Source organism: Streptomyces sp. NPDC032472 (assembly GCF_040636955.1).
Taxonomy (GTDB): domain Bacteria; phylum Actinomycetota; class Actinomycetes; order Streptomycetales; family Streptomycetaceae; genus Streptomyces.
Genome location: NZ_JBEZVK010000047.1, coordinates 19,535 through 41,282, shown reverse-complemented (window position 1 = coordinate 41,282; position 21,748 = coordinate 19,535). Strand labels below are relative to the sequence as shown.

Sequence of the window (21,748 nt, the reverse complement as noted above, 5' to 3'; positions counted from 1 at the left end):
GATCAAGCTAGTGCTTCGCCCCGACGTGAAGGTCCATGAGCGCCGCGGATTCCTTCCGGGCGATGGAGACGTTGAAGGGGTTGCTGCCCCGGGCCAGAATGGTCCACCGCACCCCGACCTTGGTCAGAGTTTCGGTGCAGAGGCGCCGGATGTCGTCGGACGTGTTGGTGAAGAAGTAACGCGGGTACTCGTACCGCTTGCCGTTGCGCACGGTCCAGTTGGTCGTGCGGCAGCCGTCCGAGTGAATGAGCCCCCGGATGAACTCCCAAGGGGGCGCGTCCACGATCTCCTGCTGCCAACCCTCCAGCGCGATGCGCCGCTCGTTCTTCTTGCCCGGCCCGTGCTGCGGGAACAGGCATATCCAGTGTTGTGTGTACGACTTGACCTCCACACAGCCGCCGCGCTGCCGCCGGCTCACCCTCGGGAGGGGCATCACGCGGCGCATGGCCTCCTCGGCGGCATCTATGAGCCCGGGCCATACAGTCCCGCAGAAGACGGAGAGGTGGTGCTGCTTGCACTTGGAGATGATGTGGCCGTCGCCGAGGTAGAGGCCCAGCAGATAGGCGTACGCCGCGTGGTCGAAGGCGCGGCCGGTGCACCGGGGGCAGTCCGTGGGCGGCACGTAGGTCTCGCCCCGGCGCTTGCGGTCCTCGTACCGCCACCAGCCCACAGTGCCCCGCGGGACCCCGAGCCGCTCGGCGACTTCGGCGTTCCTCATGCCGCCGCGTAACAGGAGGAGTGCGGATTCCCGCACCGAAGGGTTGTGCTGTTCCATGTCTTTCCAGCCTCGCGGTCTAGTGCTTGGGGCCGACGTGTAAGTCCATCAGCGCCACGGATTCCTTGCGGGCCACCGAGACGTTGAACGGGTCGCTGCCGCGTGCCAGGACAGTCCACTGGACGCCAACCTTGGTGAGGGTGTCGGTGCAGAGCTTCCGGATGTCGTCCGACTTGTTGGTGAAGAAGTAGCGCGGGTACTCGTAGCGCTTCTTCACCCCGCCGACGATCCGGGTCGTCCAGTTGGTGATCCGGCACCCGTCGGAGTGAATCAGACCCCGGATGAACTTCCAGGGGTGCGCGTCGACGATCTCCTGCTGCCAAGGTTCGAGGATGATGCGCCGCTCGTGCTTTCTGCCCGGCCCGTGCTGGGGGAACATGCATAGAAGATGCTTCGAGTAGACCTTGACGTTGTGGCAGCCGACCTTGCGCACTCGGCAGACCTGGTTGAAGGGGAACACCCGCCGCATGGCCTGCTCGGCGGCCTCCATGATGCCGGGCCAGCGATCGTCGCAGGTGACCATGAGATTGGGTACCCGGTGGGCCGAGTAGCGGCTTATGTGGCCGTCGCCCAGGTAGAGGCCCAGCAGGTACGCGTAGGCCTCGGTGTCCAACGCGTGGCCGTCACAGCGGGGGCAGTCGGGCCGGTGCGGCCCGGGGCACTCGCCACGCTTGGCCCGATCCATGTGCTTCCAGTAGCTGACAGTGCCGAGCGGAACGCTCAGGCGTCGAGCCACCTCGGCATTCCGTATGCCATCGCGGAGCAGGGCAAGGGCCGTTTGGCGTACTTCGAGGCGGTGGAATCCCATGCCGCCACTGTGCGTGATGCGAAGTGGCTATGTGTAGTAAAAAGCGAACGTTCACGCGAAGGTGAACGTCCGCTTTTCGGACAGTGCCGGGTATGGGATTCGAACCCACACGTCCTCTCGGACAGAGGTGTTTGAGACCTCCGCGTCAGCCAGTTGCGCCAACCCGGCGGGAGTGCCACGTCGGAGTGTACCGGGTGACCGCGCGGCAGCGCTGCTAGGTAGGCTCATCCCAGCAGTCCAGCCCGCATCGAGGAGCCATCCGTGACCGCCGAGCACGAGTCGACGCCCATGCCCGACGCCGACCAGTCGCACGTTCCGCCGCTGACGACCCGTGTCGTCATCGCCGAGGACGAGGCGCTCATCCGTCTCGACCTCAAAGAGATGCTCGAGGAGGAGGGCTACTCCGTGGTCGGCGAGGCCGGGGACGGGCAGAGCGCCGTCGAGCTGGCCCGTGAGCACCGGCCCGACCTGGTGATCCTGGACGTGAAGATGCCCGTGCTCGACGGGATCTCCGCCGCGGAGAAGATCGCGGAGGAGTCCATCGCCCCGGTGCTGATGCTCACCGCGTTCTCGCAGCGCGACCTGGTCGAGCGGGCCCGGGACGCCGGGGCCATGGCGTACCTGGTGAAGCCGTTCAGCAAGAGCGACGTCGTGCCGGCCATCGAGATGGCCGTGTCCCGGTTCGCGGAGCTGCGGGCGCTGGAGAAGGAGGTCGCGGACCTCTCGCAGCGCCTGGAGACGCGCAAGCTGGTGGACCGGGCCAAGAGCATCCTGCAGACGCAGTACGGGCTGACGGAGCCGGCGGCGTTCCGCTGGATCCAGAAGACGTCGATGGACCGCCGCATGTCGATGCAGCAGGTCGCCGAGGCGGTCATCGAGGACGCCGAGGAGAAGAAGAACGCCGCCAAGGGGTAGCTCCCCCCTGTTCGGCGTCTTGCCCCCTTTCCGGCGTCCGGCGCCGAGGTACGCGTGAGGCCCGCCACCGGGTTCGGTGGCGGGCCTCGTGGCGTGTCCGGGGCGGGTCAGTCCTCGCCGAGGTAGGCCTTGCGGACGTCCTCGTTGTGGAGGAGGTCCCGGCCGGTGCCGGAGAGCACGATCTTGCCGATCTCCATCACGTGGGCCTGGTCGGCCAGCGAGAGCGCCGCCTGGGCGTTCTGCTCGACGAGCAGGATGGTCATGCCCGTGGACTTGAGCTCGGCGATGGTGGACATGATCTTCTGCATCATCAGCGGGGAGAGGCCCATGGAGGGCTCGTCCAGCATGAGCAGCTTGGGCTGGGACATGAGGGCCCGGCCCATGGCGAGCATCTGCTGCTCACCGCCCGAGAGGGTGCCGGCGGCCTGCTTGCGGCGTTCGCCCAGGATGGGGAACATCTCGTAGGCGCGCTGGATGTCCTTCTCGATGCCGTCCTTGTCGGAGCGCAGGAAGGCTCCGAGCTGGAGGTTCTCGGCGATCGTCAGCCGGGGGAAGATGTGGCGTCCCTCGGGGGAGTGGGCGAGGCCCAGGGAGACGATCTTGTGCGCGGGTACGCTGCCGAGGGGCTGGCCGTCGAAGGTGATGCTTCCGGAGCGGGGCTTGATGAGTCCGGAGAGCGTGCGCAGGGTGGTGGTCTTGCCGGCGCCGTTGGTGCCGACGAGGCAGACGATCTGGCCTTCTTCGACGGTGAAGGAGATGCCCTTGACGGCCTCGATCTTGCCGTAGGCGACCTTGAGGTCGTTGACCTCGAGGAGTGCGGTCACTTGGCTTCTCCGTCCTTGCTGGTGGTGCTGTCCGCCGGTGCCGCGTCAGCGGCCTCGGTGGTCTCGGCCTCGGCGACCTCGGCCTCGGTGGTCTCGGCCTCGGTGGTCTCGACCTCGGCCTCGGTGGTCTCGGCCTCGGTGGTCTCGGCCTCGGCCTCGGCGTCCGTGGCGTCCGCGGCTGCCGCCTCGGGGGCGTCGGCCTCGGGGGCGTCGGCCTGCGGGGCGTCGGCGTCGGGGGTGTCGTCGGCCTCGGCGGGCTCCGCGTCGGCCTGCTCCGCGTCGGCCTGCTCGGCGGCGGCCGCCTCGGCGGCTTCGACCTCCGCGGCCTCCGCCGCGCCCGGGTCGCCTTCGAAGGGCTCGCCGAGGTAGGCGGCGATGACGCGCTCGTCGCCCTGGACCTCGGCGGCGGTGCCCTCGATGAGCTTCTCGCCCTGGACCAGGCAGGCGACGCGGTCGCAGAGGTTGAAGATGAAGCGCATGTCGTGCTCGATGACGAGGACGGCGATGCCCATGTCCCGGATGGCGAAGATGAGTTCTTCGGCGGCGCGGGTTTCCTGCGGGTTCATGCCGGCGGTGGGCTCGTCGAGGAGCAGGAGGCCGGGGTCGCTGGCGAGGGCGCGGGCGATTTCGAGCTTGCGCTGCTCGCCGTAGGGGAGGTTCTTCGCCAGGTGCTGGGCCTTGTGCTCCAGGCCGATGAACTCGAGGAGTTCCATGGCGCGGGCCTCGGAGGCGGCTTCGGCCTTCTTGAAGCCGGGGCCGCGCAGGAGGGCCGACCAGAGGCCTTCCTTGGTCCGGGTGTGGCGTCCGACGAGGACGTTCTCCAGGACCGTCATGTTGGCGAAGAGGCGGATGTTCTGGAAGGTGCGGGCGATGCCTGCCGTGGTGACGAGGTGGGGCTTGGGCGGCAGGACGGTGCCCTTGTAGCTGACGGTGCCCTCGGTGGGGACGTACAGGCCGGTCAGGCAGTTGAAGAAGGTGGTCTTGCCGGCGCCGTTGGGGCCGATGAGTCCGACGATCTCGCCCGAGTTGACCTGGAGGTCGACGCCCTTGACGGCGGTGAGGCCGCCGAAGCGCATGGTGACGCCCTTGGCTTCGAGGACGGTCTCGCCGGCCGGGGTGGCGGCGGGCTTGGTGGTGGTGTCGGTGCTGGTGGTCATGGTGTTCACGCACCCGCCTTGGCGGTGGCCAGGTCGGTGGGGGCCTGGTCAGCGGTTTCGTCGTGGTACTCGAGCTGTGCACGCTTGTTGGCGATGAGGCCTTCGGGGCGCAGGCGCATGAGCAGGATGAGGGCGATGCCGAAGCCGAGGAGCTGGTAGTCCTGGAGGAACTGGAGCTTCGCCGGGATGAGGAAGAGGAGCGCCGAGCCGAGGATCGGGCCGCGGATGGTGCCCATGCCGCCGAGGATGACGGCGGCGAGGAGGAACGCGGAGTTCGGCGGGACGGGGCCGGCGAAGACGTAGTTCTCGGGGACGACCGTGGTGTTGACGTGGGCCTGGACGGTGCCGGCGAGGCCGGCGAGGGTGGCGCCGAGGGCGAAGGCGATGAGCTTGACGCGGAAGCCGTTGATGCCCATGGCTTCGGCGGCGGTCTCGTCCTCGCGGATGGCGACCCAGGCGCGGCCGATGCGGCTGTTGCCGGCGCGGGCGAAGACCGTGATGACGAGGGCCATCACGAGGAGCATCAGGAGGTAGTAGTTGGCGTAGGCGCCGAGGGTGATGCCGAAGACGGTGTGGGACTCCCCGAAGTTCCACCCGAAGAGGTCGAGGTGGGGGATGTTGGGGATGCCGTTGGGTCCGTTGGTGACCTGGGGGCCGGAGGTGCCGTCGAGGTTGCCCATGGCGATGCGGAAGATTTCTCCGAAGCCGAGGGTGACGATGGCGAGGTAGTCGCCGCGCAGGCGGAGGGTCGGGGCGCCGATGACGACGCCGAAGACCAGGGAGGCGAGGGCGCCGACGATGACGGCGGCCCAGAAGGGGAGGTGTACGCCGAAGGCGGAGGCGGTGCTTCCGGAGACCAGGGCGGCGGTGTAGGCGCCGACGCCGAGGAAGGCGACGTAACCGAGGTCGAGGAGGCCGGCGAGGCCGACGACGACGTTGAGGCCGAGGGCGACGGTCGCGAAGATCAGGATGTTGACCGCGATGAGGGTGTAGGTGTCGCCGCTCTGCTGGATGAAGGGGAAGGCGACGAAGGCGGCCATGGTCGCGATGATGGTGACCTGGCGGTTGTTCGCGGTGATCTCGGTGAAGCGGTCGGTGACGCCGGACTTGAGGAGTCCGGTGGCGGCGAGGCTGACCGTGATCAGGTACGCGATGAAGAGCTGCGGTTCCTTGTCATCGGTGTCGATGCCGAAGGTGATCACGTACAGGGCGAAGGCGTAGACGCCGACGATGATCAGGATCTCGGCCCAGGAGGGCAGCTTCTTGGCGGCGGTGGCCTTGCGGGTGTCGTCGGGGAGCTTGAACGCGGCGATGGCCGGGATCAGGGAGCCGACGAGGGCGAGGTAGGCGCCGGGTTCGAGGTTGACGACGCCGCCGAGTTCGACCGAGATGGCGATGGCCGTGAACCAGGTGGTGGCGGCGGCACCGAGGGCGAGGAACCGCAGGGCGTTGCGGGTGCCCTTGGGGGCGAGCCAGCCGAGGCCCTTGACGCCGAGGGCGGAGAGGGCGTAGAGGCCGGTGAGGAGTGCGCCGAAGAGGCTGAGGAGCTGGAGGGGCGCCGGGTTGCCGTAGATGGTGAGGTCGCCGGGGAAGGCGGCGGTCCAGGTCCAGGCGGTGAAGGCGCTGACGATGGTGAGGAGCGAGCCGCCGGCGATGGCGTACAGCATGGTGGTGCTGCTGGCGGTCTCCTCGGCGATGCCGGGTTCCAGGGTGGCTTCGTTGGTGGTCATGGTTCTCACGCCCGATCCGCGACGCGTTCGCCGAGCAGGCCTTGGGGCCGCACGAGGAGGACGACGATGAGGAGTACGAAGGCCCAGACGTTGGACCAGGCACCGCCGCCGAGCTGCTGCATGCCCGGGATGTCCTCGATGTAGGCGATCGAGAGGGACTCGGCGAGGCCGAGGACGACGCCGCCGACCATGGCTCCGTAGATGTTGCCGATGCCGCCGAGGACGGCTGCGGTGAAGGCCTTGAGTCCGAGGATGAAGCCCATCTCGAAGTTGATCTGGCCCTTGTCGACGCCGTAGGCGACGGCGGCGACGGCGGCGAACGCGGCACCGATGGCGAAGGCCATGACGATGATGCGGTCGGTGTTGATGCCCATCAGCTTGGCGGTGTCGGGGTCCTGGGCGGTGGCCTGCATGGCGCGGCCGCTGCGGCTCTTGGCGACGAAGAGGCCGAGGGCGAGCATGCAGAGCGGGGCCAGGGCCAGGACGAAGGCGTCCGAGCGCTGGATGGCGAGGTTGTCGGTGATCTGGAAGGCCTTGCCGGTGAACTCGGGGAAGGTCACGGCCTTCTTGGCGTTCGGGTAGAACTGCCAGACGAGCTGCTGGAGCGCGATCGAGAGGCCGATGGCGGTGATGAGGGGTGCCAGCCGGGGGGCGCTGCGCAGGGGGCGGTAGGCGAAGCGTTCGGCAGCGGTCGCCACGGCGACGGAGGCGAGGGCGCCTCCAAGGATCATGAGGGGTATCGCCACCAGGAGCGAGGTTCCGCTCGGGAGTGCGGTGTAGGTGGTGAGGGCGCCGAAGCCCCCGATCATGAAGATCTCGCCGTGGGCGAAGTTGATGAGCTGGACTATGCCGTAGACCATGGTGTACCCGATGGCGATGAGGCCGTAAAGGGCACCGAGGGACAGGCCGTTGGCCAGCTGTTGCGGCAGTTCGTGCACCGCAGGGCCTCCGATGTGCGTGTCGGATAAGAGTCCGCGCGAGGGCGCTGTTTGCGCCCTCGCGCGGCTTTGTTCTTGGGGTGGGTCAGGTGTGGTTGCCGTGAGGCGTGGCGACTACTGGTTGAAGGTGTCGCTCTTGACGTCGATCCACTTGCCGCCCTCGACCTTGTAGACCGTGAGCTGCTTGTTGGTGGTGTCGCCGTTCTCGTCGAAGGAGACCTTGCCGGTCACGCCGTCGAAGGAGACCTTGCCGAGGGCGTCGACGACCTTGGCGCGGGCATCGGTCGGGACCTTGCCGTTGTTGGCGGCGACGACGGCCTTGACGGCCTGGATGACGGCCCAGCCGGCGTCGTAGGAGTAGCCGCCGTAGGCCGCGTAGGGGTCCTTGTAGCCGCCGGCCTTGTAGTCCTCGATGAACTTCTTGGCGGTGTCGAGCTTCTCGACGGGGGCGCCGATGGAGGTGGCGAGGTCGCCGTCGTTGGCCTCGGCGGAGGCGGAGATGAAGGCGGGGTCGTAGATGCCGTCGCCGCCGAAGAGCGGGACGTTGGCGCCGGTCTTCTTGATCTGGTCGGAGAGGAGGCCGCCCTCGGGGTACTGGCCGCCGAAGTAGACGGAGTCGGCGCCGGAGGACTTGACCTTGTCGGCGGTGGAGGAGAAGTCGGTCTCCTTCACGGTGACGTGGTCGGTGCCGACGACCTCGCCGCCGAGCTTCTTGAACTCCTCGGAGAAGATGCCGGCGAGGCCGGCGCCGTAGGTCTGCTTGTCGTCGACGACGAAGACCTTCTTCTTGCCGGCGTCCTTGAAGAGGTACTGGGCGGCGAACTTGCCCTGGACGACGTCGGTGGCGGCGGTGCGGAAGTAGGTCTTGAAGGGGCGCTTGAACTCGCCCTTGCCCCAGTTGTCGCCCTGGCTGAGGGCGGGGTTGGTGTTGGCGGGGGAGACCTGCGCCAGGTTGGCGGAGGCGAAGACGCCCTGCATCTGCTGGGCGACACCCGAGTTCAGGGGGCCGACGACGCCGAGAACGTCCTTGTTGCCTACGAGCTTGGTGGCATTTGCCTGTCCGGAGGCAGGAACTGCCTGGTCGTCGAGCGCTTCGACCTTGAATTCGACGCCGGGGACCTCATTGTTCTTGTTGGCGGTCTTTGCCGCGAGGTCGACCGAGTTCTTGATGCCCTGGCCGAGGGCCGAGAGCGAACCGGTCAGAGGGGCGTCCACGCCGATGACGACGACGGTCTTGGAGCCGTCGGCCTTGTCCCCGGTCTTCCCCGCGTCGCGCGATCCGCAGGCGGTGAGGGTCAGTGCTCCCGTGGTGATCACGGTGGTGAGGACAAGCAGAGAACGGTGTCGCACGATTCTTCCTTTCCCTGGCGCGGCCGCCTCAGTTGAGGTGCCGATGGGTCGCCGGGCCGCACTGGGAGTTCCACGGCCGTGCTGGGTTGCGCCGAGTGGCGCGGTGACTGGCCGTGACTCTAGGCCCGAGGTGGCGAGCGCGGGGAGCGGGCAAAGGAGGATGTGACTGTCTTGTTATGCCAAAACCAAGAATGCGTGGTGAGAGTTCGGACAGATCGGACGTTTGGCGACGTCGGAGAATGTCCACATCGCGAGAATTCCCCGGATCTCTAAGGGGCTTGAGGGCCTCATGGTCCTGTCATCGATCAAAACCGGCCGAATGTCGCGGTACGTGTCCGAAACAATCCCCGGGGTGGCATTCCGCGCGGGAAAAAGGGGATTCTGTGGGGCGTGGGCATTACTGAGGGTAATGACGCTTCTTGATCCACTTCGGGTGATTGGATCTTGGTCGGTGGGCCCGCACTGCCCCCGACCTGCGCGGGCGCCCCGCGGTGCCCGATGCCCGGAAGGCGGACACGGTGCGCGGGATTCCGGTCACCCGGCCGGGCTGGGCGGCCGCCAGTTCTCCGAGCTCCACGTGGCCCCGTTCTGCTCGGCGCAGCGCTGCGCCACGAGCCGGTCGACCGCCTCAAGTGCCTTGTCCAGACCGTGAGTTCGCTCCTCGGCGCGGCCTGCGGCGACGGCCTCCTCGTGGATCGCGTACTGCTCGTTCGACAGGCCCTTCTGCTCCCAGTCCAGGCCGGCCCACTTACTGCCCTTCAGGGCCTCTTTCGCCCAGTAGCCAACCAGACTTGTGCATACCTGGGCAGGTGAGGACGGGCTGGGTTCCGTTTCCCGGGGGGATTTGGGGGCGGATGCGGTGCAGGCGGTGCCTGCGAACAGGGCGAGCGCCGCGAGGAGGGCGGCGGCGCCGTGGCGGGCCGTGCGGGGTGGCTGCGTACCCATGTCCAGGACGGTAGGCCGTCACCTTCGGTGACACAACGGCCGGGGCGGCACCGGGTGCGGACTGGCGGATTCCGTGCGGTTGCGGGCGGGTCGGGCGGCCCGCGGATCGCGGATCGGGCCGCGCGCGGCGCTCGCGTACGCGGCTCGCGGACGAGGCTCGCGTACGGGGCGCGGCGCCGCCGTGGAGCGCGGCAGGCCCGGATCCTGCCCTTCGGCGGGGCGGGATCCGGGCCTGCGGGGGCCGGGCGGGGCCGGAGCGCGGGCTCCGGGCGGGTGTCAGGCGTCGGCGGCCGCGGCGGCCCCGCCGTCGCGCAGCAGGCAGGTCAGGCGGGCGCTGCAGACCCGGCGGTCCTGCTCGTCGGTGATGACGATCTCGTACGTGGCGGTGGAGCGGCCGCGGTGCACGGGCGTGGCCGTGCCGGTGACCAGGCCCGAGCGGGCCCCGCGGTGGTGGGTGCAGTTGAGGTCCACCCCGACGGCGATCTTGTTGATGCCGCCGTGGAGCATCGCGCCGACCGAGCCGAGGGTCTCGGCCAGGACGGCGGAGGCCCCGCCGTGCAGCAGTCCGTAGGGCTGGGTGTTGCCCTCGACCGGCATGGTGCCGACCACGCGGTCCGCGGAGGCCTCGAGGATGCGGATGTCCATCCGCTCGCCGAGGTGGCCCGCCGAGAACAGCGCGGGCAGGTCGATGCCCAGGGCCGCGTACTCGTCGAGGACCTCCTGCGGGAACTTCACAGCGTGCTGCTCGCCCATGGGCCGGCTCCGTTCGTCAACGCTCGTTAACCATCTTGTCCTGACGTCGTTCTATCAGGCCGGTTCGAAGCGCACGACGACGGACTTGCTCGCAGGGGTGTTGCTGGTGTCCGCGGTGGAGTCGAGCGGGACCAGCACGTTCGTCTCGGGGTAGTAGGCGGCCGCGCAGCCTCGGGCGGTCGGGTAGTGCACGACGCGGAAGCCGGGGGCGCGCCGCTCGACGCCGTCCTTCCACTCGCCGACCAGGTCGGTGTACGCGCCGTCGGCGAGCCCGAGCAGGGCCGCGTCCTCGGGGTGGACTAGGACGACGCGGCGGCCGCCGGTGATCCCGCGGTAGCGGTCGTCGAGGCCGTAGATGGTGGTGTTGTACTGGTCGTGGCTGCGCAGGGTCTGCAGCAGCAGCCGGCCCTCGGGGAGGTCGGGGTACTCCACGGGCGCGGCGGTGAAGTTCGCCTTGCCGGTCTTGGTGGGGAAGCGGCGCTCGTCGCGCGGGGCGTGCGGGAGGCGGAAGCCCTCGGGGCGGGCGGCGCGGGCGTTGAAGTCCTCGAAGCCGGGGACGACGCGGGCGATCCGGTCGCGGATGGCGCCGTAGTCGCGCTCGAACTCCTCCCACGGGGTGGCGGAGGCGTCACCGAGGACGGCGCGGGCCATGCGGGCCACGATCGCCGGCTCGGAGAGCAGGTGCGGGGAGGCGGGGGCGAGGTTGCCGCGGGAGGCGTGGACCATGCCCATGGAGTCCTCGACGGTGACGAACTGCCGGCCCGAGGCCTGGACGTCCTTGTCGGTGCGGCCCAGCGTCGGCAGGATCAGGGCGCGCCGGCCGGTGACGGCGTGGGAGCGGTTGAGCTTGGTGGAGACGTGCACCGTCAGGCAGGCGCGGCGGATCGCGGCCTCGGTGACCTCGGTGTCGGGGGTCGCGCCGACGAAGTTGCCGCCCATCGCGAAGAGCACCTTGGCCTTGCCGTCGCGCAGGGCCTCGATGGAGCGGACCACGTCGTAGCCGTGGTGGCGGGGCGAGGTGATGCCGAATTCCCGGTCGAGGGCGTCGAGGAAGGCGGGGGCGGGGCGCTCGAAGATGCCCATGGTGCGGTCGCCCTGGACGTTGGAGTGGCCGCGCACGGGGCAGACGCCGGCGCCGGGGCGGCCGATGTTGCCGCGCAGCAGGAGCAGGTTGACGACCTCGCGGATGGTGGCGACGCCGTGCTTGTGCTGGGTCAGGCCCATCGCCCAGCAGACGATGGTGCGCTTCGAGGCCAGGATCATGGCCAGGGCGCGCTCGATCTCGGGGCGGGTCAGGCCGGTGGCGGTGAGGGTCTCGGCCCAGTCGGCGTCCTGGGCGGCGGCGCGCAGTGCGTCGAAGCCGTGGGTGTGCTCGGCGATGAACTCCTCGTCGAGGGCGCCTTCGGTCTCGATGACCAGCTTGTTCAGGAGGCGGAAGAGGGCCTGGTCGCCGCCGATGCGGATCTGCAGGAACAGGTCGTTGAGGGCGGTGCCGCGGAGCATGCCGAGCGGGGTCTGCGGGTTCTTGAACCGCTCCATGCCGGCCTCGGGCAGCGGATTCACCGAGATGATCTTCGCCCCGCCGGCCTTGGCCTTCTCCAGGGCGGAGAGCATGCGCGGGTGGTTGGTGCCCGGGTTCTGCCCGGCGACGATGATCAGGTCGGCCTGGTGGAGGTCCTCCAGGGTGACGCTGCCCTTGCCGATGCCGATCGTCTCGTTCAGGGCCGAGCCCGAGGACTCGTGGCACATGTTGGAGCAGTCGGGCAGGTTGTTCGTGCCGAATTCGCGGGCGAAGAGCTGGAACAGGAACGCGGCCTCGTTGCTGGTGCGGCCCGAGGTGTAGAAGAGGGCCTCGTCGGGGGAGGCCAGGGCGCGCAGCTCCTCGGCGATGATCGCGAAGGCCCGCTCCCAGCTGACCGCCTCGTAGCGCTCGGCGCCCTCGGCCAGGTACATCGGCTCGGTGATGCGGCCCTGCTGGCCCAGCCAGTACCCGGAGCGGCCGGCCAGGTCCGCGACCGGGTGGGCGGCGAAGAAGTCCGGGGTGACCCGGCGCAGCGTGGCCTCCTCGGCGACGGCCTTCGCGCCGTTCTCGCAGAACTCGGCGGTGTGCCGCTTGTCGCCCTCGGGCCAGGCGCAGCCGGGGCAGTCGAAGCCGTCCTTCTGGTTGACCTTGAGCAGGGTGCGGGCGGTGCGGGCCAGGCCCATCTGCGCCTGCGCGATCTGCAGGGTGTGCTTGATCGCGGGGAGGCCGGCCGCGGCGTGCTGCGGGGGCGCGACCTGCGGCGCGTCCTGGACGGGATCACCTGCGGGCGGCTTGGCGGCCATGTCGCTCCCCTTTGAGCAGTCGAGCAGTCGAGCAGAGCGCCGCGGCCCGGGGCCGCGGCGCATTCGCGTATGCGTCCGATCCTGTCACGCCCGGGCGACATCGCCGACTCCGGAATTGTCGGCGGGGCCGCCTAGGATCGGGGACGTGGCAGAGAACGCATCGAAGAAGACCGACCAGACGACCGCAGCGGACCGCCCCCGCCTGATGCTCATGGACGGGCACTCCCTGGCGTACCGGGCGTTCTTCGCGCTGCCCGCGGAGAACTTCACCACGGCCTCCGGGCAGACGACGAACGCCATCTACGGCTTCGCGTCGATGCTCGCGAACACGCTGCGCGACGAGGCGCCCACGCACTTCGCGGTGGCGTTCGACGTCTCGCGCAAGACGTGGCGCTCGACGGAGTTCCCCGAGTACAAGGCGAACCGCTCCAAGACCCCCGACGACTTCAAGGGGCAGGTGGAGCTGATCGGCGAGCTCCTGGACGCGATGAACGTGCCGCGGTTCGCCGTCGACGGCTTCGAGGCCGACGACGTGATCGCGACGCTCGCCACGCAGGCGGAGGCGCTCGGCTTCGAGGTGCTGATCGTCACCGGCGACCGGGACTCCTTCCAGCTCGTCTCCGAGCACACCACCGTGCTGTACCCGACCAAGGGCGTCTCGGAGCTGACCCGCTTCACCCCGGAGAAGGTCGAGGAGAAGTACGGGCTGACCCCGCAGCAGTACCCGGACTTCGCGGCGCTGCGCGGCGACCCGTCCGACAACCTGCCCGGCATCCCGGGCGTCGGCGAGAAGACCGCCGCCAAGTGGATCACCCAGTTCGGGTCGTTCGCGCAGCTGGTGGAGCGCGCCGAGGAGGTCAAGGGCAAGGCCGGGCAGAACTTCCGCGACCACCTGGAGGCCGTGAAGCTCAACCGCGTCCTGACCGAGATGGTCAAGGACGTCGAGCTGCCCAAGACCCCGGCCGACCTGGCCCGCGCCCCCTACGACCGCTCCGCCCTGACCGGCGTGCTGGACGTGCTGGAGATCCGCAACGCCTCGCTGCGCGAGCGGCTGCTCGCGGTGGACCCGGGCGCGGAGCAGGAGCAGGCCCCCGCCCCGGCGGCCGGCGTGGAGCTCGACGGCACGGTGCTGGGTGCGGGCGAGCTCGCGCCGTGGCTGGAGAGCCACGCGGGCGGCCCCCTCGGCGTGTCCACCGTGGACAGCTGGGCGCTGGGCCAGGGCAATGTGAGCGAGGTCGCACTGGCCGCGGCCGACGGCGCGGCCGCCTGGTTCGACCCGTCCGAGCTGGACGAGGCCGACGAGAAGGCCTTCGCCGCCTGGGCCGCCGACCCGGCCCGGCCCAAGACCGTGCACAACGCCAAGGGCCTCATGCGGGTCTTCCCCGAGCACGGCTGGAGCCTGGCCGGCGTCACCATGGACACCGCGCTCGCCGCCTACCTGGTCAAGCCGGGCCGCCGCTCCTTCGCCCTCGACGTGCTGTCCGTGGAGTACCTGGGCCGCGAGCTGCAGCCCCCGGCCGCCGACGGCCAGCTCGCCTTCGGCGCCGACGACAGCGCCGAGGCCGATGCGCTGATGGCGCAGGCCCGCGCCGTCCTCGACCTCGGCGAGGCCTTCACCGGCAAGCTGGCCGAGGTGGGCGCCGCCGAACTGCTCCACGACATGGAGCTGCCGACGTCCGAGCTGCTGGCCCGGATGGAGCGGGCCGGCATCGGCGCCGACCGCGACCACCTGGAGGCAATGGAGCAGCAGTTCGCGGGCGCCGTGCAGCAGGCGGTGAAGGAGGCGCACGCGGCGGTGGGCCACGAGTTCAACCTCGGCTCGCCCAAGCAGCTCCAGGAGGTCTTCTTCGGCGAGCTGGACCTGCCGAAGACGAAGAAGACCAAGACCGGCTACACCACCGACGCCGACGCCCTGGCCTGGCTCGCCACGCAGACCGACCACGAACTTCCGGTGATCATGCTGCGGCACCGGGAGCAGGCCAAGCTGCGCGTCACCGTCGAGGGCCTGGTCAAGACGATCGCCGCCGACGGCCGGGTCCACACCAGCTTCAGCCAGACCGTCGCCGCGACCGGCCGCCTGTCCTCCACCGACCCCAACCTGCAGAACGTGCCGGTGCGCACCGACGAGGGCCGCGCCATCCGCCGCGGCTTCGTCGTCGGCGAGGGGTACGAGTCCCTGATGACCGCCGACTACAGCCAGATCGAGCTGCGCGTCATGGCCCACCTCTCCGAGGACGAGGGCCTGATCGAGGCCTTCGCCTCCGGCGAGGACCTGCACACCACCGTCGCCTCCCAGGTGTTCTCGGTGGAGCGCTCCGAGGTCGACGCCGAGATGCGCCGCAAGATCAAGGCCATGTCGTACGGGCTCGCGTACGGGCTCTCCGCCTTCGGCCTCGCCCAGCAGCTGGGCGTGGAGCCGGCCGAGGCGCGCGGCCTGATGGAGACCTTCTTCGAGCGGTTCGGCGGGGTCCGCGACTACCTCCAGCGCGTGGTCGACGAGGCCCGCGCCACCGGCTACACGGCGACGATCTTCGGCCGCCGCCGCTACCTGCCCGACCTCAACAGCGACAACCGCCAGCGCCGAGAGGCCGCCGAGCGGATGGCGCTGAACGCGCCGATCCAGGGCACCGCCGCCGACATCGTCAAGGTCGCCATGCTCCGCGTGGACAAGGCGATCGCCGACGCAGGCCTGGCCTCGCGGATGCTGCTCCAGGTCCACGACGAAATCGTCCTGGAGATCGCCCCCGGCGAGCGCGAGCGGGTGGAGGAGCTGGTCCGCCGCGAGATGGCCCACGCCGTCGAACTGCGCGCCCCGCTGGACGTCTCGGTGGGCGTCGGCCCCGACTGGGAGTCCGCGGCCCACTGACGGCGCCTGCGGCCCGACGCCCGCCCCGCCGACCCCCGCCTGCCCCACCGGGTCAGGCGGGGGTCGGTGCGTTTTGGGGTCACGGAGCGGGGACGGGCGTACGGGACTCCTCGGGCGCCCGGTGGCCGGCGCCGCGGTGGCGGAGCCGGACCAGGGCCCCGTACACGACCAGGGCCACGGCGAGGCCGGCGCCCGCGCCGAAGCAGACGGTCGGGATGATGTCGAGCGGCGAGCGGATCCGGTCGTAGAAGGTGAAGAAGCGCATCACCCGCAGCGTCGTTCCGACCGCCATGCCCGCCGCGAGCAGGAGCGCCGCGTACAGGATCCCGGCACGCCCGAGGACCGGCACCGCCGCGGGCGCCGGCCGGTCGGGCTGCCGGCGCAGCGCGGTCACCGCGAACCAGAGCAGGACCCCGGCCGCCAGCGCCGACGACCCGTACTGCGCGTACGTGTACAGCGGCAGGCCGAAGGCGATCGGCTCGCCCAGCCACGGCAGGGCGTTCGTCCCCCACCGGTCCAGGTGCGTGAAGCCGTCCCACACCACGTGGGTCAGGGAGCCGGCCACCGCCGACAGGTAGAACCACAGCGCGAGCACCGCCGGCCGGCGGCGGCCGCCGCGCCAGCGCTCGCCCCGTACCAGGGCGTGGACGCGGCCCTGGCACGCCCGCGGCACCAGCGCCACCAGCGGCTCGCGCAACAGCACCCAGCAGGCCGCCAGCCCGGCGGTCAGCACGGCGTCCGCGGTGAACACGCCGGCCAGGGAGTGCGTGAACGCCCCGTACCGCATGACGCCCGAGACCACGGCGTCCCCGAAGTAGAAGGTGTCCGGCGCGAACGAGCCGAGGACGAGCGCCGACGCGACCAGAGGACCGCGCGCCCGTCCGGACCGGCGGACCGCCGGCAGCACGGCGGCGGCATGGCTGAGAGTGAACGGCACGGCACCTCGTGGGGGACTCGGAGGAAGTCGGGTCACGCTTCCTTTACTTCGGGCCAATGCGCCCCGAACGGTCCCGACAGTATGCGTGAGCTGCACGTGACGTGGGGAAGTGGTGAAGCCTGGCTGCCGGTCGGTGCAGGGTGAAGGGAGCTGACGTAGGGTCACGCCGACGTCGAGGGGGAGGGGATCCGGCTCATGTCGGCTCGGTTAAGGGCTCGTGCGACGGACCGCGTGACGGATCGCGTGACGGATCGCGTGACGGATCGTGTGGCGGCCCGTGTGACGGACCGTTTGGCGGATCGGATATCGGCGCGCGGTGTGCGCGCGCTGACCAGAGGCGGGGCGACCGCCGTGGTGTCGGCGCTCGTTGCCGCCGCGCTGACCGCCTCTCAGGGGCCCTACCCGGACCGGATCGCCGCGGCCGGCGAGAGCGGCGCCGGCGCACAGGCCGCCCCCGCCCCGGCGGGCGGAACCGGCGGGGACGGTGCCTGGTCCGCCGAACTCCCGCCGCCGGTCGGCCTCGAACCGTCCGCCGCCCCGCTGCCGCAGGGGACCGGGAGCGAACCGGCCGCCGCGGCGGCCGCGTCCGCCAACCAGCCCGTGGCCATGGGCGGGGCGGAGGGAGCGCAGGGGATCCCCGCGAGCGTGCTGGCCGCGTACCGGCTGGCGGAGCAGCGGATCGGACAGAGCGATCCGGGGTGCGGGCTGCGCTGGCAACTGCTCGCGGCCATCGGGAAGGTCGAGTCCGGGCACGCGCGCGGCGGCCGGGTCGACGCCGCCGGCACCACGCTGCAGCCGATCCTGGGCCCCGTCCTCAACGGCAACGGCTTCGCCGGCATCCGCGACACCGACGGCGGGGCCTACGACGGGGACGCCGTGTACGACCGGGCGGTCGGGCCGATGCAGTTCATCCCGTCCACCTGGGCGGCGTGGGGCCAGGACGCCGACGGCGACGGCCGCCGCAACCCGAACAACGTCCACGACGCGGCGCTCGCGGCCGGGCGCTACCTGTGCGCGGGCACACGGGACCTCCGGGCGGGCGCGGACCTGGACCGGGCGGTGCTCTCGTACAACCAGTCCGCGGAATACCTGCGGACGGTGCGGTCCTGGTTCGCGTACTACCTCAAGGGCGCGCACGAGATCCCGGACGGCGCGGGCCCGGGCACCCCGGCGAAGCCCAGCCCGAAGCCGACGCCTACGCCTACGCCGAAGCCGAGCCCGACGCCTACGCCTACGCCGACTCCGAGTCCCAAGCCGACGCCGAGTCCGACGCCTACGCCTACCCCGAAGCCGACGCCCACGCCGACTCCCAGTCCGAAGCCCACCCCGACCCCCACCCCGAGCCCGAAGCCGACGTCCACACCGACTCCCAAGCCCAGCGGGAGCCCGAGCCCGGGCCCGAGCGCGAAGCCCAGCCCCGGCGTGAGTGCCGGTTCGCCGACGCCTTCCGCCTCCGTACGAACGCCGTAGTCGAACGGTTCTCATCTCGGCCGCGCATTGCTACGGTGCCTCCGCCCTGACGCCCAATCAGATCCGGAGGCACCGGCATGCGCGCATTCGCCGCCGCCGCCATCGGGCTGGCCGCCGCGCTGGCCCTCGTCCTCGCCGTCACGGCGCTCGGGGCGCCCGAAGGCACGACCTCGCCCAAGCCGCTGCTCACCACCGCGCCCACCGCGCCCGGACAGGAGTAGGGGAGGCCCGGCCATGCGACGCAGAGCGAGCCTCGTCCTCCTCGCCGCGGCGGTGTTCTGCGCGGCCCTCGCGCCGCTGCTGCGCTGGTACGCGTACCCGCGGCTCGCCAAGATCCCGCCGAACCAGTACCAGGAAGTGGTCCTGGAGGCCAAGGACGCGACCCTCCTCGACTACACCGGCGGCATGCAGCCCAAGAAGGTCGACAAGGTCACGATCATCCAGACCCTCAAGGGCAACGTCGAGGCGTCGAGGGAGATCGAGGCGAGCGCCGGCAAGGACGTGGTGGTGTGGGACACCCTGACCCACATCGTCGGCCCGGACGGGAAGATGGTCTCCCAGATCCCGGAGCGCTACATCTTCGACGCCCACACCCAGGCCCCCGTGCACGCCACCGGGGAGTCGGTGGACGGGGACCCGGTCCGCCGCGAGGGCATCGAGTTCAAGTGGCCGTTCTTCACCGAGCCGCGCGACTACCTCTACTTCGACGCGCAGACCCGCACCTCCGCGCCCATCCACTACGTCGGCCCGCGCCGCTACAAGGGGATGGACGTCTACTACTACGAGCAGGACGTGCCCTGGACGAAGGTATCGCTGCCGAAGAAGATGCCGATCGAGGGCATCGACCCGGCGACCTTCGAGCAGAGCACCGGCACCAGCCTCTGGTACCGGACCAAGGCGATGTTCTGGGTCGACCCGGTGACCGGGGCGCCCGTCAACGCCGAGCAGGTCATCGAGCAGGAGATGCGCGGCGGCATCGCGGCGGGGGCGCCGGAGGGGCGGCTGACCGTGTTCGCCGGGCACGTGACGATGCGGGAGGACTACGGCCGGCACACCGTCGCGCTGGTGAAGTCCAACCGGACGAAGGTCCTCGCGCTGCACACGTACGCGCCCGTCGGCCTGGCGGCGGGCGGGTTCGTCCTGTTCGGGCTGGCGCTGTGGCTCGAGGCCCGCGGCCGACGCGGCCCTACCGCCTGAGGCGGGCGTTGGTGTGCCGGGTCGGCTCGGCCGTCGACGGGTCTTCCGGCCAGGGGTGCTTGGGGTAGCGGCCGCGGAGCTCGGCGCGGACCGCGTGGTAGCCGCCCTGCCAGAAGGAGGCGAGGTCCGCGGTGACCGCGGCGGGCCGGCCGGCCGGTGACAGCAGGTGCACCAGTACGGGTACCCCCGCCACCCGCGGGGTCTCGGCCAGGCCGAACAGCTCCTGAAGCTTCACGGCGAGGACCGGCTGGTCCGCGGAGTAGTCCACCCGGATGCGGGAGCCGCTCGGCACCTCGATCCGCTCCGGCACCAGCTCGTCGAGGCGGGCGGCCTCGCCGGTGGCCCAGGGCAGGAGGCGGCGCAGGGCCTGGCCGGCGTCGACCCGGGCGAGGTCGGCGCGGCGGCGGGCGGTGGAGAGCTCCGGCTCCAGCCAGTCCTCCGGGCGGGAGAGCAGGGCCTCGTCGGAGACGTCCGGCCAGGGCGCGCCGAGGGTGCGGTGGAGGAAGGCGAGGCGCTCGCGCAGCGCCACGGCCTCCGCGGACCAGCGCAGCAGCGCCGCCGGGCCCTCGGCGGCGAGGCCCTCGAGGAGGGCGGCGCGGACCAGGGCCGGGTCGGGGGAGGGGAGGGGGCGGGTGCGCAGGGGGATCGCGCCGAGGCGGTCCGCTGCGCGGGCCACGACGTCGCCGGCCTCCCAGTGGACCTCCTCCGCGGAGGTCCGCAGGTGCTCGGCCGCCGCCAGAGCCGTTTGCTCGTCCAGGCCGGCGGCGAGCCGGATGCGGGCGTCGGCGGATCCGGCCCCTGTTCCGCGGTCGGCGACCGCGATGGCCAGCCAGGCCCCGTCCCCGAGCCGGGACCCCTCTCCCACGCCGGCCCCCGTCCCGGAGGCCATGAGGTACTGCCCGGGCCCGCGGCGGCGCGCCACGCGCTCCGGGAACGCGAGTGCGGCGACGACCCCGGCGACGTGGTCGTCGGCCGGGCCGTGCCGCCCGGCTTCGCCGCCCGGAGCCTGGTGCTCCCCGCCCCGCCCTTCCTCCGTTCCCCGGGCTCCGCCCGGCCCCGCTCCGGGGGCTCCGCCCCCGGATCCCCGCGCCTCGAACGCCGGCGAGGCCGGATCGCCCGGCGCGCGGCGGCCCGGGTCGCAAGCCCGGGCCGCGGCGGAGCCGCTGTCGGACGCAGCGGGAAGGGGCGGGGTGGGGGACGGCTCGGCGGTGGCCAGGGCCGCGGCCAGCCGCTTGGCCTCCGCCCGCCAGCGCGCCGCGTACGCATCGCCCCCGCCCCGCGCCGTCCGCCACACGGCGACCAGGTCGTCCCCGTACGCCCGCGGCGCCTCCTCGCTGAGCAGCGCCACCACCTCGGCCACCCGGCGCGCAACACCGGCGGACGCTGCGAGGGCGGACGTGCCGTCCAGGAGGGCTCGGGAGAGGCGGGGGTGGAGGCCCAGGCGGGACATCACGGTGCCGCGCGGCGTGGCGCGCCCCGCCGCGTCCACCGCGCCGATCGAGGACAGCACCGACCGCGCCGCGGCCATCGCCCCCGCCGGCGGCGGATCCAGCAGCGCGAGCCCCGACGCCTCGGGGTCGCCCCAGCAGGCGGCCTGCAGGGCGAACGCGGTCAGGTCCGCCAGCTTGATCTCGGGCGCGGGAAAGGCCGGCAGGCGGCCGTGCTCGGCCTCGGCCCAGCAGCGGTACACCACCCCCGGCGCCTCCCGCCCGGCCCGCCCGGCCCGCTGCCGGGCGGCGGCCCGCGAGGCCCGTACCGTGGTCAGCGCGCCGAGCCCCCGCGCATGGTCGGTCCGCGGCTCCCGAGCGAGCCCGGAGTCCACCACGGCCCGCACGCCGGGCACGGTCAGGCTGGACTCGGCGACGGCCGTGGCGAGGATGACCCGCCGCCGGCCGGGGTCCGCGGGCGCGAGCGCGGCGTCCTGGACGGCGGCCGGTGCCCGGCCGTGGACCTGGAGCAGGTCGACGGCGGAGTCGAGACCGGCCAGCAGGGCCGCGACCCTCGCGATCTCCCCCACGCCCGGCAGGAAGCACAGCACGTCCCCCTCCCGCTCCGCCAGCGCCCGCCGCACCACCGCGGCCACGTGCGCCAGCTGCGCCGGGTCCACGCGCATCCCGTGCGGCGGCCGCACGGGCCGGGCCGGCGGGGCCCAGACGGTCTCCACCGGGTACGACACCCCGGCGGCCTCGACCACCGGCGCCCCGCCGAGCAGCCTGGCCCAGCCCTCCGCGTCGGTGGTCGCCGAGGCCGCGACCAGCCGTAGCTCCGGCCGCAGGGTCTCCCGTACGTCCAGCAGGAAGGCCGCGACCGTGTCGGCGTCCAGATGCCGCTCGTGGCATTCGTCGAGGACGACCACGTCGACCCCGGCCAGCTCCTGGTCCCGCTGGAGCCGCTGCAGCAGCACACCGGTGGTGACGACCTCGACCACCGTGCCCGGCCCGGCCTTGCGCTCCCCGCGCACCGTGAAGCCGACCCGGCCGCCCACCTGCTCGCCCAGCAGCCACGCCATCCGCCGCGCCGCGGCCCGGGCGGCGATCCGCCGCGGCTCGGCGACCACGACCCGGCGGCGCGGGCCGTCGCCGACGAGCCCGGCGAGGACCAGCGGCACCAGCGTGGTCTTGCCGGTGCCGGGCGGGGCGCACAGCACAGCGGTGCCCGGCCCGCCCGGGCCGTCCAGCGCGGACAGCAGCGCGGGCACGGCCTCCCGTACGGGCAGGGCGTCCAGGGCGGCGGTGCGTACGGGCGAGGCGGCCACGGC

General features: G+C 71.7%; 17 protein-coding genes and 1 tRNA gene. 5 read left to right on the top strand and 13 right to left on the bottom strand.

What is annotated here, in order from left to right:
- Positions 1-7: 7 nt before the first annotated feature.
- From AB0F11_RS27135 to AB0F11_RS27125, 3 genes are all read right to left on the bottom strand, one after another.
- A complete protein-coding gene (locus AB0F11_RS27135; RefSeq protein WP_362178821.1) occupies positions 8-775 on the bottom strand; it encodes a helix-turn-helix domain-containing protein in 768 nt (255 codons plus the stop codon).
- Positions 776-794: 19 nt separating this feature from the next.
- The gene (locus AB0F11_RS27130) at positions 795-1,583 is read right to left on the bottom strand and encodes a helix-turn-helix domain-containing protein (RefSeq protein WP_362178819.1); all 789 of its coding nucleotides are present in this window, start codon (positions 1,581-1,583) and stop codon (positions 795-797) included.
- Positions 1,584-1,667: 84 nt separating this feature from the next.
- Positions 1,668-1,751: transfer RNA gene (locus tag AB0F11_RS27125), tRNA-Leu, on the bottom strand.
- Positions 1,752-1,871: 120 nt separating this feature from the next.
- Here AB0F11_RS27125 and AB0F11_RS27120 point away from each other — a divergent pair.
- Complete coding sequence (locus AB0F11_RS27120; RefSeq protein ID WP_362178859.1) at positions 1,872-2,498, top strand: response regulator; 627 nt, start codon at positions 1,872-1,874, stop codon at positions 2,496-2,498.
- Positions 2,499-2,605: 107 nt separating this feature from the next.
- Here AB0F11_RS27120 and AB0F11_RS27115 read toward each other — a convergent pair whose 3' ends face one another.
- From AB0F11_RS27115 to AB0F11_RS27080, 8 genes are all read right to left on the bottom strand, one after another.
- Positions 2,606-3,322 carry an ABC transporter ATP-binding protein gene (locus AB0F11_RS27115; RefSeq protein ID WP_362178816.1) on the bottom strand — a complete coding sequence of 239 codons (717 nt, stop codon included), beginning with the start codon at positions 3,320-3,322 and terminating at the stop codon, positions 2,606-2,608.
- Entirely contained in the window at positions 3,319-4,479 is a 1,161-nt protein-coding gene (locus AB0F11_RS27110; protein WP_362178856.1) for an ABC transporter ATP-binding protein, read from the bottom strand. The genes AB0F11_RS27115 and AB0F11_RS27110 overlap by 4 nt, the downstream gene beginning before the upstream one ends.
- 5 nt (positions 4,480-4,484) lie before the next feature.
- Positions 4,485-6,209: a branched-chain amino acid ABC transporter permease gene (locus AB0F11_RS27105; protein ID WP_362178814.1), complete on the bottom strand. Its 1,725-nt coding sequence runs from the start codon at positions 6,207-6,209 to the stop codon at positions 4,485-4,487.
- Positions 6,210-6,214: 5 nt separating this feature from the next.
- Complete coding sequence (locus tag AB0F11_RS27100; RefSeq protein WP_362178811.1) at positions 6,215-7,147, bottom strand: branched-chain amino acid ABC transporter permease; 933 nt, start codon at positions 7,145-7,147, stop codon at positions 6,215-6,217.
- A gap of 114 nt (positions 7,148-7,261) precedes the next feature.
- The gene (locus AB0F11_RS27095) at positions 7,262-8,497 is read right to left on the bottom strand and encodes a branched-chain amino acid ABC transporter substrate-binding protein (RefSeq protein WP_362178809.1); all 1,236 of its coding nucleotides are present in this window, start codon (positions 8,495-8,497) and stop codon (positions 7,262-7,264) included.
- A gap of 534 nt (positions 8,498-9,031) precedes the next feature.
- Positions 9,032-9,442, bottom strand: a complete 411-nt coding sequence (locus tag AB0F11_RS27090) for a hypothetical protein (protein ID WP_362178806.1) — start codon at positions 9,440-9,442, stop codon at positions 9,032-9,034.
- A 276-nt stretch (positions 9,443-9,718) separates the two neighbouring features.
- Positions 9,719-10,195, bottom strand: a complete 477-nt coding sequence (locus tag AB0F11_RS27085; protein ID WP_362178804.1) for a hotdog fold thioesterase — start codon at positions 10,193-10,195, stop codon at positions 9,719-9,721.
- Positions 10,196-10,249: 54 nt separating this feature from the next.
- Positions 10,250-12,520 carry an FdhF/YdeP family oxidoreductase gene (locus AB0F11_RS27080; RefSeq protein WP_362178801.1) on the bottom strand — a complete coding sequence of 757 codons (2,271 nt, stop codon included), beginning with the start codon at positions 12,518-12,520 and terminating at the stop codon, positions 10,250-10,252.
- Positions 12,521-12,665: 145 nt separating this feature from the next.
- Between AB0F11_RS27080 and polA the strand changes: the two genes are divergently transcribed.
- Positions 12,666-15,386 (top strand): DNA polymerase I, encoded by a 2,721-nt coding sequence (gene polA, locus AB0F11_RS27075; protein ID WP_362178798.1) that lies wholly within the window; start codon positions 12,666-12,668, stop codon positions 15,384-15,386.
- Between the two features lie 79 nt (positions 15,387-15,465).
- On the opposite strand, the gene AB0F11_RS27070 is transcribed toward polA, so the two are convergent.
- Positions 15,466-16,323, bottom strand: a complete 858-nt coding sequence (locus tag AB0F11_RS27070) for a DUF4184 family protein (protein ID WP_362178795.1) — start codon at positions 16,321-16,323, stop codon at positions 15,466-15,468.
- A gap of 318 nt (positions 16,324-16,641) precedes the next feature.
- Here AB0F11_RS27070 and AB0F11_RS27065 point away from each other — a divergent pair, with 318 nt between their 5' ends.
- From AB0F11_RS27065 to AB0F11_RS27055, 3 genes are all read left to right on the top strand, one after another.
- A complete protein-coding gene (locus AB0F11_RS27065; RefSeq protein ID WP_362178792.1) occupies positions 16,642-17,793 on the top strand; it encodes a lytic murein transglycosylase in 1,152 nt (383 codons plus the stop codon).
- 77 nt (positions 17,794-17,870) lie between these two features.
- Entirely contained in the window at positions 17,871-18,014 is a 144-nt protein-coding gene (locus AB0F11_RS27060; RefSeq protein WP_362178789.1) for an SPW_0924 family protein, read from the top strand.
- Positions 18,015-18,027: 13 nt separating this feature from the next.
- The gene (locus tag AB0F11_RS27055) at positions 18,028-18,990 is read left to right on the top strand and encodes a DUF3068 domain-containing protein (RefSeq protein ID WP_362178787.1); all 963 of its coding nucleotides are present in this window, start codon (positions 18,028-18,030) and stop codon (positions 18,988-18,990) included.
- On the opposite strand, the gene AB0F11_RS27050 is transcribed toward AB0F11_RS27055, so the two are convergent.
- The gene (locus AB0F11_RS27050; RefSeq protein WP_362178784.1) at positions 18,980-21,745 is read right to left on the bottom strand and encodes an ATP-dependent helicase C-terminal domain-containing protein; all 2,766 of its coding nucleotides are present in this window, start codon (positions 21,743-21,745) and stop codon (positions 18,980-18,982) included. The genes AB0F11_RS27055 and AB0F11_RS27050 overlap by 11 nt on opposite strands.
- Positions 21,746-21,748: the final 3 nt, after the last annotated feature.

Bases quoted from the DNA above. Each gene is read 5' to 3' on its own strand.
- AB0F11_RS27055 (WP_362178787.1), top strand. From the start codon at position 18,028: ATGCGACGCAGAGCGAGCCTCGTCCTCCTCGCCGCGGCGGTGTTCTGC.
- AB0F11_RS27110 (WP_362178856.1), bottom strand. From the start codon at position 4,479: ATGACCACCAGCACCGACACCACCACCAAGCCCGCCGCCACCCCGGCC.
- AB0F11_RS27090 (WP_362178806.1), bottom strand. From the start codon at position 9,442: ATGGGTACGCAGCCACCCCGCACGGCCCGCCACGGCGCCGCCGCCCTC.
- AB0F11_RS27060 (WP_362178789.1), top strand. From the start codon at position 17,871: ATGCGCGCATTCGCCGCCGCCGCCATCGGGCTGGCCGCCGCGCTGGCC.
- AB0F11_RS27120 (WP_362178859.1), top strand. From the start codon at position 1,872: ATGCCCGACGCCGACCAGTCGCACGTTCCGCCGCTGACGACCCGTGTC.
- AB0F11_RS27130 (WP_362178819.1), bottom strand. From the start codon at position 1,583: ATGGGATTCCACCGCCTCGAAGTACGCCAAACGGCCCTTGCCCTGCTC.
- AB0F11_RS27105 (WP_362178814.1), bottom strand. From the start codon at position 6,209: ATGACCACCAACGAAGCCACCCTGGAACCCGGCATCGCCGAGGAGACC.
- AB0F11_RS27085 (WP_362178804.1), bottom strand. From the start codon at position 10,195: ATGGGCGAGCAGCACGCTGTGAAGTTCCCGCAGGAGGTCCTCGACGAG.
- AB0F11_RS27135 (WP_362178821.1), bottom strand. From the start codon at position 775: ATGGAACAGCACAACCCTTCGGTGCGGGAATCCGCACTCCTCCTGTTA.
- AB0F11_RS27080 (WP_362178801.1), bottom strand. From the start codon at position 12,520: ATGGCCGCCAAGCCGCCCGCAGGTGATCCCGTCCAGGACGCGCCGCAG.